This is a genomic window from Spirillospora sp. NPDC049024, assembly GCF_040649235.1.
Classification (GTDB): domain Bacteria; phylum Actinomycetota; class Actinomycetes; order Streptosporangiales; family Streptosporangiaceae; genus Spirillospora.
Genome location: NZ_JBEZFD010000021.1, coordinates 94,056 through 108,729, shown reverse-complemented (window position 1 = coordinate 108,729; position 14,674 = coordinate 94,056). Strand labels below are relative to the sequence as shown.

The 14,674-nt window shown below is 72.6% G+C and carries 16 protein-coding genes; 9 read left to right on the top strand and 7 right to left on the bottom strand.

The features are described 5' to 3' along the window. The first annotated feature begins 12 nt into the window (after window positions 1–12). Window positions 13–825: a SigB/SigF/SigG family RNA polymerase sigma factor gene (locus AB0C21_RS32415; protein ID WP_500209378.1), complete on the top strand. Its 813-nt coding sequence runs from the start codon at window positions 13–15 to the stop codon at window positions 823–825. Window positions 826–829: 4 nt separating this feature from the next. Here the strand turns inward: AB0C21_RS32415 and AB0C21_RS32410 are convergent, their stop codons facing one another. After that, window positions 830–1,597, bottom strand: a complete 768-nt coding sequence (locus AB0C21_RS32410) for an SDR family NAD(P)-dependent oxidoreductase (protein ID WP_500209376.1) — start codon at window positions 1,595–1,597, stop codon at window positions 830–832. A 179-nt stretch (window positions 1,598–1,776) separates the two neighbouring features. Here AB0C21_RS32410 and AB0C21_RS32405 point away from each other — a divergent pair, with 179 nt between their 5' ends. Continuing rightward, window positions 1,777–2,679 (top strand): RNA polymerase sigma-70 factor, encoded by a 903-nt coding sequence (locus AB0C21_RS32405; RefSeq protein WP_500209374.1) that lies wholly within the window; start codon window positions 1,777–1,779, stop codon window positions 2,677–2,679. A gap of 19 nt (window positions 2,680–2,698) precedes the next feature. Here the strand turns inward: AB0C21_RS32405 and AB0C21_RS32400 are convergent, their stop codons facing one another. Both AB0C21_RS32400 and AB0C21_RS32395 read right to left on the bottom strand, forming a co-directional pair. Continuing rightward, the gene (locus tag AB0C21_RS32400) at window positions 2,699–3,214 is read right to left on the bottom strand and encodes an HAD domain-containing protein (protein WP_500209372.1); all 516 of its coding nucleotides are present in this window, start codon (window positions 3,212–3,214) and stop codon (window positions 2,699–2,701) included. 29 nt (window positions 3,215–3,243) lie between these two features. Further along, entirely contained in the window at window positions 3,244–3,840 is a 597-nt protein-coding gene (locus AB0C21_RS32395) for a TetR/AcrR family transcriptional regulator (protein ID WP_500209370.1), read from the bottom strand. Between the two features lie 87 nt (window positions 3,841–3,927). Between AB0C21_RS32395 and AB0C21_RS32390 the strand changes: the two genes are divergently transcribed. Continuing rightward, window positions 3,928–4,338, top strand: a complete 411-nt coding sequence (locus AB0C21_RS32390; protein ID WP_500209368.1) for an organic hydroperoxide resistance protein — start codon at window positions 3,928–3,930, stop codon at window positions 4,336–4,338. 67 nt (window positions 4,339–4,405) lie between these two features. Here AB0C21_RS32390 and AB0C21_RS32385 read toward each other — a convergent pair whose 3' ends face one another. Next, window positions 4,406–5,200 (bottom strand): SAM-dependent methyltransferase, encoded by a 795-nt coding sequence (locus tag AB0C21_RS32385; protein WP_500209366.1) that lies wholly within the window; start codon window positions 5,198–5,200, stop codon window positions 4,406–4,408. Window positions 5,201–5,342: 142 nt separating this feature from the next. On the opposite strand from AB0C21_RS32385, the gene AB0C21_RS32380 reads away from it, so the two are divergent. The 4 genes from AB0C21_RS32380 to glgX all read left to right on the top strand — a co-directional run bounded on the left by AB0C21_RS32380 (window position 5,343) and on the right by glgX (window position 9,619). Further along, window positions 5,343–6,143, top strand: coding sequence for a hypothetical protein (locus tag AB0C21_RS32380; RefSeq protein WP_500209364.1), 801 nt, complete (start codon window positions 5,343–5,345; stop codon window positions 6,141–6,143). A 54-nt stretch (window positions 6,144–6,197) separates the two neighbouring features. Continuing rightward, window positions 6,198–6,773, top strand: a complete 576-nt coding sequence (locus AB0C21_RS32375) for a DUF4262 domain-containing protein (RefSeq protein ID WP_500209362.1) — start codon at window positions 6,198–6,200, stop codon at window positions 6,771–6,773. 65 nt (window positions 6,774–6,838) lie between these two features. Beyond that, a complete protein-coding gene (locus AB0C21_RS32370; protein WP_500209359.1) occupies window positions 6,839–7,420 on the top strand; it encodes a GNAT family N-acetyltransferase in 582 nt (193 codons plus the stop codon). A 90-nt stretch (window positions 7,421–7,510) separates the two neighbouring features. Beyond that, complete coding sequence (gene glgX, locus AB0C21_RS32365) at window positions 7,511–9,619, top strand: glycogen debranching protein GlgX (protein ID WP_500209357.1); 2,109 nt, start codon at window positions 7,511–7,513, stop codon at window positions 9,617–9,619. 10 nt (window positions 9,620–9,629) lie between these two features. Here glgX and AB0C21_RS32360 read toward each other — a convergent pair whose 3' ends face one another. Further along, the gene (locus AB0C21_RS32360; protein ID WP_500209355.1) at window positions 9,630–10,031 is read right to left on the bottom strand and encodes a hypothetical protein; all 402 of its coding nucleotides are present in this window, start codon (window positions 10,029–10,031) and stop codon (window positions 9,630–9,632) included. Between the two features lie 166 nt (window positions 10,032–10,197). On the opposite strand from AB0C21_RS32360, the gene AB0C21_RS32355 reads away from it, so the two are divergent. After that, a complete protein-coding gene (locus AB0C21_RS32355) occupies window positions 10,198–10,917 on the top strand; it encodes a pyrimidine reductase family protein (protein WP_500209354.1) in 720 nt (239 codons plus the stop codon). Here AB0C21_RS32355 and AB0C21_RS32350 read toward each other — a convergent pair. Further along, window positions 10,899–11,594 carry a dihydrofolate reductase family protein gene (locus tag AB0C21_RS32350; protein ID WP_500209352.1) on the bottom strand — a complete coding sequence of 232 codons (696 nt, stop codon included), beginning with the start codon at window positions 11,592–11,594 and terminating at the stop codon, window positions 10,899–10,901. The genes AB0C21_RS32355 and AB0C21_RS32350 overlap by 19 nt on opposite strands. Window positions 11,595–11,658: 64 nt before the next feature. Here AB0C21_RS32350 and AB0C21_RS32345 point away from each other — a divergent pair, with 64 nt between their 5' ends. Next, window positions 11,659–12,750, top strand: a complete 1,092-nt coding sequence (locus AB0C21_RS32345) for an ATP-dependent DNA ligase (protein WP_353819651.1) — start codon at window positions 11,659–11,661, stop codon at window positions 12,748–12,750. A gap of 86 nt (window positions 12,751–12,836) precedes the next feature. On the opposite strand, the gene AB0C21_RS32340 is transcribed toward AB0C21_RS32345, so the two are convergent. Continuing rightward, window positions 12,837–14,528 (bottom strand): alkaline phosphatase D family protein, encoded by a 1,692-nt coding sequence (locus AB0C21_RS32340; RefSeq protein WP_500209350.1) that lies wholly within the window; start codon window positions 14,526–14,528, stop codon window positions 12,837–12,839. Window positions 14,529–14,674: the final 146 nt, after the last annotated feature.

Sequence of the window (14,674 nt, the reverse complement as noted above, 5' to 3'; positions counted from 1 at the left end):
GAAGGGGTCTTTGTGACACATGCCCAGGCACCGGTGAGGGACGGCGCGCTCGCCGCCCGCCGCGCGACCGAGCCGCCCCCCGCCGAGGTGCTGCTGGACGAGATGAACCGCCCGGAGACCGCCCCCGGACGGCGGAACCGGCTGAGAGCCGTGCTCGTCGAGAAGCACGCCGCCATGGTCGAATCGATCGCGCGGCGCTACGCGCACCGCGGCGAGCCGCTGGAGGACCTCCGGCAGGTCGCCTACCTCGGCCTGGTGATGGCGATCAACCGCTTCGACCCCGCCCGCGGCGACAGCTTCCACGCCTACGCCTACCCGGTCGTCCTCGGCGAGGTGCGGCGGCACTTCCGGGACAGGACCTGGGGCATCCGGGTCTCCCGCCGCATCCAGGAACTGCGGCCGCGGCTGGTGGACGCCACCCAGCGGTTCTCGCAGGACAACGGCCGCTCCCCCACGCCCCGCGAACTCGCCGACCTGCTCGGGCTCAGCCTGGAGGAGGTCACCGAGGCCATCATCGCGTGGGACTCCTACAACCCGCTGTCCCTGGACGCGCCCGCGGAAAGCGCCTCGGAGACCGACACCAGCCTCGTCGTCGACCACCTCGGCGCCGAGGACCCGGACCTCCAGCACGTGGTCGAGCGGAAAGCCCTGTGGTCCCTGCTCAGCGAGCTGCCCGAACGCCAGCGCACCATCGTCCTGCTGCGCTTCTTCGGGAACCAGACGCAGACGCAGATCGCCGAGCGGTTCGGCATCTCGCAGATGCACGTCTCGCGCCTGCTGAGCAAGTCCCTGCTCCAGCTACGCCACGGCATGCTCCCGGCCTGAGGCCCTACCAGGGCAGCGGGCCGTCCTCGCCGAAGAAGCCGGCGGTCGGCCCGTCCGCGCCGAGCGTGGCCAGGCGCACCACGACGGCGGCGCCCTGCGCGGGGGTGAGATACCCGGTGTGGGCGTTGCTGTCGGTGTCGACGAAGCCGGGGGCGACGGCGTTGACGAGCACTCCGTCCTTCCGCAGCTCGTTGGCGTACTGGACGGTCAGCGCGTTCAGCGCCGCCTTGGACGGCGTGTACGCGGCCGACGGGAGCAGCGCCGTGAAGGGGCCGTCCGGGTCGCTGGTGAGCGACAGCGACCCGGCGTGGCTGCTGACGTTGACGACGCGCGCCGCCGGCGACCTCCGCAGCAGCGGCAGCATGGCGTTCGTCACCGCGATCACGCCGAAGACGTTGGTCGCGAACACCGCGCGGACCATCTCCAGGTCGACCGAGCTGGGGATCTGGTCCACGGCGTCCTGGGGCGCCACCTGCCCCGACCCGGTGATGCCCGCGTTGTTGACCAGGACGTCGAGGCGCCCGTAACGCTCCTCGACCCACTTCGCGGCGTCCTGGACGGTGGCGTCGTCGGTGACGTCCAGGAGGACGGAGTGCACGTCGCCGCCCGCCGCGCGCAGCGCCTCGGCGGCCTCCTCCCCGCGCCGCCGGTCCCGCGCACCGACCAGGACCGTCATGCCCCGGCCCGCGAGGTCCTCGGCGACCGCCCGGCCGATCCCTTTGTTCGCCCCGGTGACCATCGCGACCGTCCGGCGCCCGGCGTCCTCGTTCATGTGGATCTCCCGTTCTCGTGGCCCGCGCGGGCTCTCCACGCGGCTCCGGACACGAGATGACGGCGCCCCCCGCTCCGTGACAGAGCGCGCTTGTGACGTGCGCCACTGCCCCTTGATGTCACACACGGACGGGGCTCGGCGTCCTGTGCACGTCAAGTGACGCGCTACGGGAGAGGGCCATGGACGGACGAACAAAGGACGCGACCGGTGGCCGCATGGACGCCGCCACCGAGGCGTTCGTCGCGCACCGCAACCTGCTCTTCACCGTCGCCTACGAGATGCTCGGCTCGGCCGCGGACGCCGAGGACGTCCTGCAGGAGACCTGGCTGCGGTGGACGGGCGTCGACCTCGAAGGGGTCCGGGAACCCCGGGCGTACCTGGTTCGGACCACCACCCGGCAGGCGCTCACCCGGCTGCGCACGCTGCGCCGGCGCAAGGAGTCCTATGTCGGGCCCTGGCTGCCCGAGCCGCTGCTGACCGCGCCCGACGTGGCCGAGGACGTCGAACTGGCCGAGAGCCTCTCGATGGCGATGCTGCTGGTGCTGGAGACCCTCGCACCGACCGAGCGGGCGGTGTTCGTGCTGCGCGAGGTGTTCGACCTGGACTACACGGAGATCGCCCAGGCCGTCGGCAAGAACCCCGACGCGGTCCGCCAGATAGCCCACCGGGCCCGCAAGCACGTCGCCGCGCGCCGGCCCCGCGAGACCGCCTCCCCCGCCGACACGCGGGCCGCGCTCCGCGCCTTCCAGCAGGCGGTCGAGACGGGCGACCTGCAGAACCTGCTCGACGTCCTCGCGCCGGACGTCGTCCTGCTGACCGACGGCGGCGGCGTCGTCCGCGCCGCGCTGGCGCCGGTCGTCGGGGCGGGCAAGGTCGCCGACCTGCTGGGCAGGCTCTCCGGTGCGGTCTCCCTGCACCCGACGCGCGTCAACGGCCACCCGGCCCTGCTCCTCACCCGCGACGGCGAGCTCGACACCGTCCTGGCGACCCGCATAGACGACGGCCGCGTCACCGGCCTCTACGCCGTCCGCAACCCCGAAAAACTCTCCCGCATGACCCAAGAAACCCTCCTCCACCGCTGACGGAAGGCTCGTCCCGCACTCACACGACGAGCGCGCGCAGCCACTCCCCCAGCACCCGGTAGTCGGCCTCGGTGATTCCCATGGCCGGGTCGACCCGGTGGAGGAGGGCCGGTCCGCGATGCCGTGCGGCGACCCAGGCGCGGTCCCGGTCGGTGATCTCGTCGTCGACCCAGGCGAAGGGGCGTCCCGCCGCGCATGCGACGAGGGTGCGCGTCTTCCAGTGCAAGCCGCGCCGCTGGTCCTGCTCTTCGGCGTCGGGCTCGTCCGGCCATTCCACCGTCGCCAGCCGCGGCAGTCCCAGGAGCGGTGCGACGCACTCGTTCGCGTCGTCCATCCAGGTGGTGGCCCACACCAGCTCGCAGGGCAGCGCCGTCAGCCTGGTTCCGTGCCCGGGATCGAGACGGGCCAGCAGCGGGTTCGACTCGGCGTGCGGCGATGAGGCCGACCGGTAGGTCGGATGCTCCCGTGCCCCGAAAGGGATGAGCGGACCATCGACGTCGAGAAAGAGCAGCGGCCGCTGTGGGGCTCCGTTCACGGGCGCACACTAGCGGGAGTCGCGGGCGGTCAGGGTGCGGCGGGCTCCGGCGGAGGGGGTGGGGCGTCCAGGAGGCGGGTTACGGTTTCTTGGACGGCGGCGCGGACCTGGTGTGGATCGTCCAGGTCGAAGCCGACTGCCAGGCCGTCCTTGAGGAGCATCAGGGCCTGCGCGGTGCGGTCGGGGGTCGGGTGGCCGTCGGCGGCCAGGAGGTCACGGAACAGGGTCCGGAGCCACTCGCGGTGCTCGTCGATGGCGCGGCGCACCGGGTGGGCGGGGTCGGGGTACTCGGCGGCGGCGTTGATGAACGGGCAGCCGCGGAAGGCGGGGTCGGCGCCGACCCGGCACATCCGCTCGAACGCGGTGGTGACGGCCTCACGGGGGGTCGCGGCCTCGGGCACGTCGGCGAGGCCGCGCTGCCGCCGGCTCTGCTCCACGATGTAGGCGCGGACGAGGTCGTCCTTGCTCGGGAAGTGGTGGTAGAAGGTCGCCTTCGCCACCCCGGCCTCGGCGATGATCCGGTCGATGCCCACGGCGTGGACGCCCTCGGCGTAGAACAGGCGCATCGCGGTGTCGAAGACGCGGGTCCAGGCCGCGCTCCGGCGCGGGGGCGAGCTCGTGGTCACGCCTTGACGCTACCAGACAGATCGGTCTAGTCTCCTGGGCACGGAGGCAGACAGAACTGTCTGTCTAGCTAGGAGAAGAGGCAGCTCATGAGGCAGTACACCGCCACCGCGACCGCGACCGGGCGGGACGGGCGCGCGTTCACCCCGGACGGGCGGCTGGACCTCCAGATGGCCCTGCAGAAGGAGCTCGGCGGCAGCGGCGACGGCACGAACCCCGAGGAGCTGTTCGCGGCCGGCTACGCCGCGTGCTTCGCCAGCGCCATGCAACTCGTGGCGCGGAAGCAGAAGGTCGACGTGTCCGGCCTGTCGGTCACCGCCGAGGTCGGCCTCAGCTCGAACGGCGCGGGGGGCTTCCAGCTCGACGCCGTCCTGCGGGTGCAGCTGCCCGACGCCCTCGGCGCGGAGACCAAGGAGCGGCTCATCGAGGCCACCCACCAGGTGTGCCCGTACTCCAACGCCACCCGCGGCAACATCCCGGTGGAGCTGGTGGCGCTCTGACCGCGCGGCCGACCGGGCCGCCGGTGGCCTCATCCGGCCGTCGGCCCGGTCCGGCCGCGCCGCGGGGTCAGGGCTTGCGCGCGACCCCGCAGAGGGTGGAGGTGTTGGGCGTCTCGCCGAACGGGCTCGGCTCGGGGCGCCACTTCTCGCACGCCACCACGCCGGGCTCGATCAGCTCGAAGCCGTCGAAGTACCCGACGATCTGCTCCGGGCGGCGCAGCCGGTACGGGACGGCGCCGGTGTCGTCGTACTCCTGCTGCGCCTTGTTGTGGGCCTCGTCGGTGTCGGTGTCGTCGTAGAGGGCGAGGTAGCTGCCGGAGGGCAGGCCGCCCATCAGCGTCCGGATGATGTGCAGGACCTCGTCGTAGGAGTCGATGTGCCCGAGGACGCCCATCAGCATCAGGGCGATCGGGCGGTCGAAGTCGAGCTTGCCCTGGGCGACCCGGAGGATCTGCTCGGGGTCCCGCATGTCGGACTCGATGTAGCTGGTCTCGCCCTCGGGACGGCTCGTCAGCAGGGCGTGCGCGTGGGAGAGCACGAGCGGGTCGTTGTCGACGTACACGATGCGCGCCTCGGGCGCGACGCGCTGCGCGACCTCGTGGGTGTTGTCGACGGTGGGCAGCCCGGTGCCGACGTCGAGGAACTGGCGGACGCCCGCCTCCCCGGCCAGGTACCGGACGGCGCGGGCGAGGAAGTGCCGGCCGGTCCGCGCGATGTCCACGATCCCCGGATAGATGCTGACGTACTGCTCGCCGGCCTCGCGGTCGACCGGGTAGTTGTCCTTTCCGCCGAGCCAGTAGTTCCATATCCGCGCCGAGTGGGGAACGGAGGTGTCGATCGCGTTGACCGGATCGTCGGCCATGGTCTTCTCCCTACTGTGCTCCACCGGTGGTCGCGCATAAAATAGATCATCTTCCGGCGCCGCGATACCGACCGACGAAGCGAGGCCTCCGGTGTGTTTTCGGCGGCTTGCCGCGATAGGGACGACCCTGCTATTGCTCGCCGTGCTCGCGGCTTGCGGCGGGGCGCCGCCCAGGGAGCAGCGGGCCCGGGTGGAGGTCGTCCTGCTCGTCGACGGCGGCGCGCACGTCGATCTTTACGCGGCGGGGCGGCTGCGGTCGGACGCCGATGCGCGGGCCCTGGCGGGACGGATCGCCAGGGCGATGTTCCCCGGCGCGAAGAGCCTCCGCGTCCGGACGCGGAAAAGCCGCGGGGTGCCGTTCACCCGCGCGGAAACCGATCGCGCTTACCGGACGGGACGGAGTCCGTCCCTGCTAATCGACACTTCCGGCGCGGCGCGCGAACTCGCCGCACGCGGTTTCGACGACACGGCCATGAAATTGCGGCTTCCGCCGGTACCGGCGACGGTGCGGCCCGACAAATCCGGGGCCCGCCTCTGGCACCTGCGCAAAGGCGCCCCGGCGCCCGTCGTCCGCGTCGATATGCGGCCGGAGCCGGGACGCTGGTACGGCGTGATGGTGCTGCCCGTGCTGGGCGCGCTGGGAGTGGGGCTGGCCTTCTTCGTCCGTCGCCGCGCGCTGGCGGTCCCCGCGGCCGCGCTCGCCGTCATCGCCGCCGTCCTGGCGACGCCGCTGGGCGCGGGACGGCGCGGAGCCGATCTCGGCGTCGCCGGCCTGCTCCATGGGACGGCGCTGGACGTGGCGTCCGTCGCGCCGCTCACGGCCATCCCCCTCGGCCTGCCTGCGGCGATGCTGCTGGTCGCCATGGCCGTCCGGGGGCTGCTCGGCCCGCCCGCCCGGCACGAGCACGAGGCGCCGCCGCGCGACACCGGCGTCTTCTGGTGATCTTGAACGGCCGGGCATGCTCGCCCAGGGTCGATTGATCGTAAACTGAGGGTCATGTCCGGCGACCGCCCCTCATGCACATGCGTGATGTGCCGTGACTACGGCGACCGCGACCGCCTGGACAACTTCCAGCTCCGCACGATCGTGCACATCACCCAGTACGGGTGGAGCGTCGTCCTCGTCCAGCCGGACGAGGAGGGGCCCGGCTGGGCCTACACGGTCGGCCTGTGGCACAGCCACCGCGCCCCCGAGCTCGCGATGTTCGGCGGCGACGTGTACGAGACGGAAGAGATCCTCAACATGCTCGGCAGGGAGACCGCCGAGGGGCGCGGCCCCGCGGACGGCGAGCGCCGCGACGGCGTCGTCCGGGGGCAGCAGGCGGCGTTCCGGGACGCCGACCCGCACTGGTTCGACGGCCTGTTCGGCGGCGCCGTGGCGTTCTACCGGCGCCCGCCGCTGCCGATCCTCCAGGTCGTCTGGCCCAACGGGGAGGGCCTGTTCCCATGGCAGCCCGGCACCGACCTGCCGTTCCGGCACTCCCAGCCGTGGCTGTGGCTCCACCCCCGCCAGCATCCGGCCGGCGCCTGGACCCGGCGGCTGTCCGACAAGCGGTCCGACTGGCGGCGGTGACCGGCGGCGCCGCCCCGGCGGCCGCTTCCCCGGCCCGCCGCCCGGCCAGGGCGTACGATCGGCGGGTGTACGGGCCCATCGCCGACACCATCCGCACCCAGCGCCTCGTCCTTGAGCCGCTGGCGGTCCACCACGCGGACGAGATGGCCCCCGTCCTGGACGATCCGCGCCTGCACCGCTACATCGGCGGCGAGCCCCTCACCCTGGAGGAGCTGCGCGCCCGCTACGCGCATCTGGCCGCGGGCCCGGCGCCCTTCCACCAGGAGTACTGGCTGAACTGGATCGTCCGCCGCGCCAGGGACGGCCAGGCCATCGGCTACGTGCAGGCGACGGTCACGCCGGCGGCGCCGGAGTTCACGGTGACCCCCGCCGCGGCCGGGTCGACGGTCACGCCGGGCCCGCCGCGGCTGACCGCGTCGGTCGCCTGGGTGATCGGCATGCCGTACCAGGGCTTCGGGTTCGCCACCGAGGCCGCCCGCGCGCTGCTGGACCGGCTCGCGGAGCACGGCGTCCGCGACGTGGTCGCGACCGTCCACCCGGACAACCGCGCGTCCGCGGCCGTCGCGGCCAGGATCGGGCTGCGCCGGACCGGGGAGACCCGCGACGGCGAGATCGTCTGGCGCCTCCCCCGCCCCGCTCCGCCGTGACACCCTTGGTGGCGGGCCGTGGCGCGCGGGACGTGAGCGGGTAGGCCACAATCGACGGGCCAGAACGAACCGGTCGAGGGGTGGAGGAGCATGCGGGAGGTTTGGCCCGGGGATCCCTATCCGCTGGGCGCCACCTGGGACGGCACGGGCACCAACTTCGCGCTGTTCTCCGAGGTGGCCCGGCGGGTCGAGCTGTGCCTGTTCGACGCCGACGGCCGCGAGACGCGGCGCGACCTGCCCGAGGTCGACGGGTTCGTCTGGCACGGGTACCTGCCGGGGATCGGGCCCGGCCAGCGCTACGGGTACCGGGTGCACGGGCCGTTCGACCCCCGCGAGGGGCACCGCTGCAACCCGTCCAAGCTGCTGCTCGACCCGTACGGCAAGGCCGTCGCGGGCGCCGCCCCGGACGAGCTGATCCGGTGGCACGAGTCGCTGTTCTCCTACCGGTTCGCCGACCCGGACGCGCTCAACGAGGACGACAGCGCCCCCTACATGCCGAAGAACGTGGTGGTGAACCCGTTCTTCGATTGGGGCGACGACCGGCCGCCCCGCGTCCCCTACCACGAGAGCGTCATCTACGAGGCGCACGTGAAGGGGCTGACGAAGCTGCACCCCGGCATCCCGGAGGAGCAGCGCGGGACCTACGCGGGCCTCGCGCACCCGGTGATGGTCGACCACCTGCTCGACCTCGGCGTGACGGCGGTCGAACTGATGCCGGTGCACCAGTCGGTCCCCGAGCACGCGCTGGTGGCGCGGGGCCTCGACAACTACTGGGGCTACAACACGATCGGCTTCTTCGCGCCGCACAACTCCTACAGCTCGTCCGGGCAGTCCGGGGAGCAGGTGCTGGAGTTCAAGGCGATGGTCCGCACCCTGCACGCGGCGGGCATCGAGGTCATCCTGGACGTCGTCTACAACCACACGGCGGAGGGCGACCACCTGGGCCCGACGCTGTCGTTCCGGGGCATCGACAACGCCTCCTACTACCGGCTGCGCGACGACGACAAGCGCTACCACCTCGACTACACCGGCTGCGGCAACTCGCTGAACGTCCGGCACCCGCACGCGCTGCAGCTCATCATGGACTCGCTGCGCTACTGGATCCTGGAGATGCACGTCGACGGGTTCCGCTTCGACCTCGCCTCGGCGCTGGCCCGCGAACTGCACGACGTCGACCGGCTCGCCGCCTTCTTCGACCTCGTCCAGCAGGACCCGGTCGTCTCCCAGGTGAAGCTCATCGCCGAGCCGTGGGACGTGGGCGAGGGCGGCTACCAGGTCGGCAACTTCCCGCCGCTGTGGACGGAGTGGAACGGCAAGTACCGCGACACCGTCCGCGACTTCTGGCGCGGCTCCTACGCGACCATGCCGGAGTTCGCGTCCCGGCTGACCGGCTCCTCCGACCTCTACGAGCACAGCGCGCGCCGCCCGTTCGCCTCCATCAACTTCGTGACCTGCCACGACGGGTTCACCCTCACCGACCTCGTCTCCTACGACCACAAGCACAACGAGGCCAACGGCGAGGACAACCGCGACGGCACCGACGACAACCGGTCGTGGAACTGCGGCGTCGAGGGGCCCTCGCACGACCCCGGCGTCCTCGACCTGCGGGCCAGGCAGCGCCGCAACTTCCTCGCGACGCTGTTCCTGTCGCAGGGCGTGCCGATGCTCTCCCACGGCGACGAGCTCGGCCGCACGCAGCGGGGCAACAACAACGCCTACTGCCAGGACAACGAGATCGCCTGGGTCCACTGGGAGGACTCCGGCGACATGGAGTTCGTCCGGCTCCTGTCGCGGCTGCGGCACGACCACCCGGTGTTCCGGCGCCGCCGCTTCTTCACCGGGACGGGCCGCGGCGCCGCCGCCGACATCGCCTGGCTGACCCCGGCGGGCGAGAGGATGACCGACCACGACTGGAACGTCGGCTTCGCCAAGTCGCTCGGCGTGTTCCTCAACGGCGAGGCCATCACCGAGCCCGACCCGCGCGGCCGGCGCGTCCGGGACGACTCGTTCCTGCTCCTGATCAACGCCGGGTCGGAGCCGGTCGAGTTCACGCTGCCCGGCGCCGAGTTCGGCGAGCGCTGGGAGTTCGCCCTCGACACCGCCGAGCCCGGCACGGTCGGCGAGCGGCCCCGCCTCAAGGCCCGCGACGCCGTGGCGGTCGCGGACCGCGCGCTCGTGGTCCTGCGGCGCGGGGCGTGAGCCGCCGGGCTCACGTCCGGGTGACCTCCATCGCGGTCAGGAAGACCAGGACGAACGTCGTGACCGCCACCGCGCCGTGGACGGCGACCGCCGCGGCGGGGAACGCCTGCTCCGCGCCCCTGGCGTGGCGGCCGCCGCCGCCGACGAGCCAGCGGGTGAACAGCAGCAGCCCCTGGATGATGACGACGAACAGGGCCGCGAAGGCGGTCCAGGCGTAGGCGGCCTCCCCGGTGGCGACGTAGGCGATCCACACGGCCAGGCCCCCGACGGCCGACAGCGGATGCCCTGCCACGACCAGCAGCGGGAACCGCGTCACCTTCGTCGAACGCCCCCCGTTGACCAGCCACACGACCAGCAGGTACCCGCCCGCGACGGCGGCGATGATCCACGCGCCCAATGCGGCGTACTCCACCCCCGCTCCTTTCGTGAGATTCTCCCCCGTCCCCCGACGCCTAGTGTCGCTCCACAGCGCTTCCGGCATGACGGATTCGCACACATTGAAGGACAACCCGTAATTCCACTGGTCAAGTCGGCCGCCGGGCGGCCCGCGAGCGACCGTCGAGTAGCTTGAGACTCCTATGCGGATCCTTTCTCCCGAGCCGGGCGAGGCCGACCTCGCCGAGCGCTACGCCTATCCGGACGGCACCACCTGGCTGCGGGCGAACATGGTCGCCAGCCTGGACGGGGCGGCCCAGCGCGACGAGCGCAGCGGCGGCCTCGGCAACGCCGCCGACCGGCACCTCTTCCTGCTCCTGCGCGGCCTGGCCGACGCGGTCGTCGTCGGCGCCGGCACGGTGCGCGCCGAGGGGTACGGGCCCGTCCGGCCGAGCGAGGGCTGGGACGGCGTCCGCGAGGGCCGGACGCCCGTGCCGCCGCTGGCCATCGCGTCCCGGTCCCTCGACCTGGACTTCGACGCGCCCGTCTTCACCGAGGCGCGGGTCCCGACGATCGTGCTGACGACCGCGACCGCCGACCCGGTGCGGCTGAAGACCGCGCGGGAGCGCGCGGACGTCATCGTCGCCGGGCACGACTCGCTCGACTTCCCCACCGCCGTCGCGGAGCTCGCCGCGCGCGGCCACCGGCGCCTGCTGTGCGAGGGCGGCCCGGCCCTGCTCGCGCAGATCACGGCCGCCGGGCTGCTGGACGAGCTGTGCCTCACGCTGAGCCCGCTGCTGCTCGCCGGGCATCCGGCGGGGATCCTGAACGGGCCGCCCCTCCCCGTCCCGCCGGAGATGACGCTCGCCGACGCCCTGCAGGACGACGACTTCCTCTTCCTGCGCTACACCCGCAGCCGGTAGCGGACGAACAGCACGCCCTCGTCCAGGTAGAGGGCGGACGGTTCGAGCGGCACCTCGGCGCCGAGCCCCTCCAGAAGGCGGGTGTGGCGCGAGCCTCCGACGAGGGTCGGGGCGATGTTGAGGCACAGCTCGTCGACGAGGGACGCCTTGATGAGCGCGGTGGCCAGCGACGGGCCGCCCTCGCAGAGGAGGTGCTCGTAGCCGAGCTCTTCGCGGAGCACCCTGACGGCCGCGGGCAGGTCGACGTCGTCTTCGCCTTCGGCGACCACCTGGAGGTGGCCGGGGACTCCGGTACGGGCGTTCCGGGTCGTCACGACGACGGTGGGCGTCTCGGCCTCGGTGAACAGCGGGAGCGTCCAGTCGAGGTCGAGGGAGCGGCTCACCACGACGATGGGCGCGGGCGGGCCGCCGCGGCGCGCGCGCAGATCGGAGCGCAGGCGCGCCGGGCCGAGGCGTCCGGTGCGGACGGTCCCCGCGCCGACGAGGATCGCGTCGGTCAGGGCGCGCAGGGTCCGGAAGACGCGGAAGTCGGCGTCGCCGCCGAGGCCGTCGGTCCAGCCCTCGGCGTCGGTGACGGAGCCGTCCGCGCTCATGACCATGCCCAGCCGCAGCCGGGGCAGGTCGCCGTACGCCTCGTAGGGGTCGACGGCGGCGGGCTCGGGGAGCAGACGGCGCATGACCTGCACGTTATCGGACCCCCGGGATGTCCTTTTGTCGGTGGCGGGGCGCAAGATGGGGGGCATGGACCTGCCGATCAGCCCGCCGCTGCCGCCGATGCTGGCCAAGGCGGTCAAGACCATGCCCAAGGGCGACCTGCTGTACGAGCCGAAGTGGGACGGGTTCCGCTGCATCGTCTTCCGCGACGGCGACGAGGTGGAGCTGTCCAGCCGCGGCGAGAAGCCGCTCACCCGCTACTTCCCCGAGCTGGTCGAGGCGGCGCGGCGCGAGCTGCCCGAGCGGTGCGTGGTGGACGGCGAGATCGTCCTGCCGAAGGGGACGCGCCTCGACTTCGACGGCCTCCAGCAGCGCATCCATCCGGCCGCGTCGCGGATCAAGCTGCTGTCGGAGCGGACGCCGGCGTCGTTCGTGGCGTTCGACCTGCTCGCCCTCGGAGACGAGTCGCTGATGGAGGTGCCGCTCGGCGAGCGGCGGCAGCGGCTCGTCGACGCCCTGGCCGGCGTCAAGGCGCCCTTCTACGTCACGCCCGCCTCCGACTCCTACGAGCTGGCGCTGCGCTGGTTCGACGAGTTCGAGGGCGCCGGGCTCGACGGCGTCATCGCCAAGCCGCGCGACGTCCCGTACGAGCCCGACAAGCGCGTCCTGTTCAAGGTCAAGCACGAGCGGACGGCCGACTGCGTGGTGGCGGGCTTCCGCTGGCACAAGTCGGGCCCCATCGTGGGTTCGCTGCTGCTCGGCCTGTACAACGCCGAGGGGGGCCTCCAGCACGTCGGCGTCGCGGCCTCGTTCACGATGAAGCGCCGCGCCGAGCTGGTCGAGGAGTTGCAGCCCTACCGGCTGGAGGACCTGTCCGAGCATCCGTGGGCGGAGTGGGCGAACCAGTCCGAGGCGACCGTCGACCGCATGCCCGGCGCGATCTCGCGCTGGACCGGCAAGAAGGACCTCAGCTGGGTGCCGCTGCGCCCCGAGCTGGTGGTCGAGGTGGCCTACGAGGCGATGGAGGGCGACCGGTTCCGGCACACCGCCCGGTTCCGGAACTGGCGTCCCGACCGGACGCCCGACTCCTGCACCTACGAGCAGCTGGAGGTGCCGGTGGCCTACGACCTCGACGACATCTTCGGCGGCCCGGCGACGAGCCCGCGCGTCGACCGCTGAGGGCGGGCCCGGCGCCGAACCGCGTCCGGCACCGGGCCCCGGCCGGGACGCCCCGCTCCGTCGGGGGGCGTCCCGGCCGTCCGCCGTCAGGGCTGGGTCTCGTTCTGGACGGTCTGCCGGATCACTTCCTCGTCCGGCCGCGCCGCCATCTTGGCCGACACGTACGGGCGCAGGTAGGTCTGGTTGACGCCGGGGACGCGGTCCTCGATGACGAACGTCGCCTTGGTGGAGATCGCGGCGCCCGGGGTCCGGACGGTCGGGAGGGTCTTGAAGTCGGCCTTCATCTCCTCCTTGCCGATCGTCGTCATCACGTACCCGCGCTGGTTGTTGTAGAAGCGCAGATGCGGGTTGATCTTGAGGTAGGGGTGCGCGGCGGGGTCGGAGTCGGCGCCGTCGCCGGTGCTGGTGATCGACGTGCACACCAGCTCCGCGCCGACCGTCCGGGAGCCGGGGTCGTCGTAGTCGGCCTTCAGGTCGCTCGCCCAGTGGGCGTGGACGTCGCCGGTGAGCACGACGGGGTTGCGGACCCCGGCGTCCAGCCAGCCCTTGGTGATCCGGTCGCGGGAGGCGACGTAGCCGTCCCAGGCGTCCATCGAGGTCTTCTTGACGGGTCCGGCGGTGTTGTCGCGCTGGGCGAAGAACACCTGCTGGCCGAGGACGTCCCAGCGGGCGTCGGAGCGGCGGAAACCGTCGAGCAGCCACTGCTCCTGCCGGTCCCCGGTGATCGAGCGCTTCGGGTCGACGGCCTCGGGGCAGTCCTTGTAGCCGTCGCCGCAGCCCTGGTCGTCGCGGAACTGGCGGGTGTCGAGCATGTGGAAGTTGGCGAGCCGCCCCCACCGGATCCGCCGGTAGAGCTGCATGTCGGGCCCCGCGGGGACGGACCGGCGGCGCAGCGGCATGTTCTCGTAGTAGGCCTGGAACGCGGCGGCGCGGCGGGCGCGGAAGCTCTCGTAGGAGGGCGTGTCGGAGTTCACCTCGGGGATGTAGCCGGCCCAGTTGTTCTCGACCTCGTGGTCGTCGAACACGACGAGCCAGGGCGCGGCCTCGTGCGCGGCCTGCAGGTCGCGGTCGGACTTGTACTGGGCGTGCCGCAGCCGGTAGTCGGCCAGCGTGACCGTCTCGGGACCCTCGTGGTCGCGGACGTTGCCGCCCGGGATCGTGTAGACGCCCTTCTTGTACTCGTACTGGTAGTCGCCCAGGTGCAGGACGAGGTCGGGGTGCTCCTCGGCGAGCCGCCGGTACGCCGTGAAGTAGCCGTGCTCGAACTGGGAGCACGAGACGAACGCCATGGCGAGCGCCGGACCGAAGACGGCCGGGTGGGGGGCGGTGCGCGTCCGCCCGACCGGGGAGATGTGGCCGTCCACGCGGAAGCGGTACCAGTACTCGCGGCCGGGGCGCAGGCCGCCCAGCTCGACGTGGACGGAGTGGGCGCCCTCGGGGCGGGCGGCGGCGGTCCCGCGCCGGTCGATGCGCCGGAACCGGGGGTCGGAGGAGACCTCCCAGCGGACGGGGACGGTCCGGGCGGGCATGCCGCCGAGGCCGTCCTCGGCGTGCGGGTCCAGGGCCAGGCGGGTCCAGAGGACGAAGCCGTCGGGCTCGGGGTCGCCGGAGGCGACGCCCAGCGTGAACGGGTCGGAGGGCAGGGCGCGCGACCGCGGGGCGGCCAGGGCGGTGCCGGGCACGCCGGTCACGGCGGCGGCGGTGAGGAGTCCGCTGGTGGCGAGCCCGCTGGTGGCGAGGAAGGCGCGCCGGTTCAGCGGGCGGGCGGAGTCGGCCATGGAGGAGTGACCTTTCGGAGGGGTCCGGCAGTGCTCGCCGGAAAGCCTCACGAAGATCGATGACCAGGGGGTACCGCGCGGATGACACCCGCCACAACAAAGACGATCTTTTGGGCGGAGCTAGAAGATCACGCGGAGCACGAAAG

Excerpts from the sequence above, each read along its gene's own strand:
- AB0C21_RS32410 (WP_500209376.1), bottom strand. The coding sequence starts at position 1,597 with ATGAACGAGGACGCCGGGCGCCGGACGGTCGCGATGGTCACCGGGGCG.
- AB0C21_RS32405 (WP_500209374.1), top strand. The coding sequence starts at position 1,777 with ATGGACGGACGAACAAAGGACGCGACCGGTGGCCGCATGGACGCCGCC.
- AB0C21_RS32390 (WP_500209368.1), top strand. The coding sequence starts at position 3,928 with ATGAGGCAGTACACCGCCACCGCGACCGCGACCGGGCGGGACGGGCGC.
- AB0C21_RS32385 (WP_500209366.1), bottom strand. The coding sequence starts at position 5,200 with ATGGCCGACGATCCGGTCAACGCGATCGACACCTCCGTTCCCCACTCG.
- AB0C21_RS32375 (WP_500209362.1), top strand. The coding sequence starts at position 6,198 with ATGTCCGGCGACCGCCCCTCATGCACATGCGTGATGTGCCGTGACTAC.
- glgX (WP_500209357.1), top strand. The coding sequence starts at position 7,511 with ATGCGGGAGGTTTGGCCCGGGGATCCCTATCCGCTGGGCGCCACCTGG.
- AB0C21_RS32355 (WP_500209354.1), top strand. The coding sequence starts at position 10,198 with ATGCGGATCCTTTCTCCCGAGCCGGGCGAGGCCGACCTCGCCGAGCGC.
- AB0C21_RS32350 (WP_500209352.1), bottom strand. The coding sequence starts at position 11,594 with ATGCGCCGTCTGCTCCCCGAGCCCGCCGCCGTCGACCCCTACGAGGCG.
- AB0C21_RS32345 (WP_353819651.1), top strand. The coding sequence starts at position 11,659 with ATGGACCTGCCGATCAGCCCGCCGCTGCCGCCGATGCTGGCCAAGGCG.
- AB0C21_RS32340 (WP_500209350.1), bottom strand. The coding sequence starts at position 14,528 with ATGGCCGACTCCGCCCGCCCGCTGAACCGGCGCGCCTTCCTCGCCACC.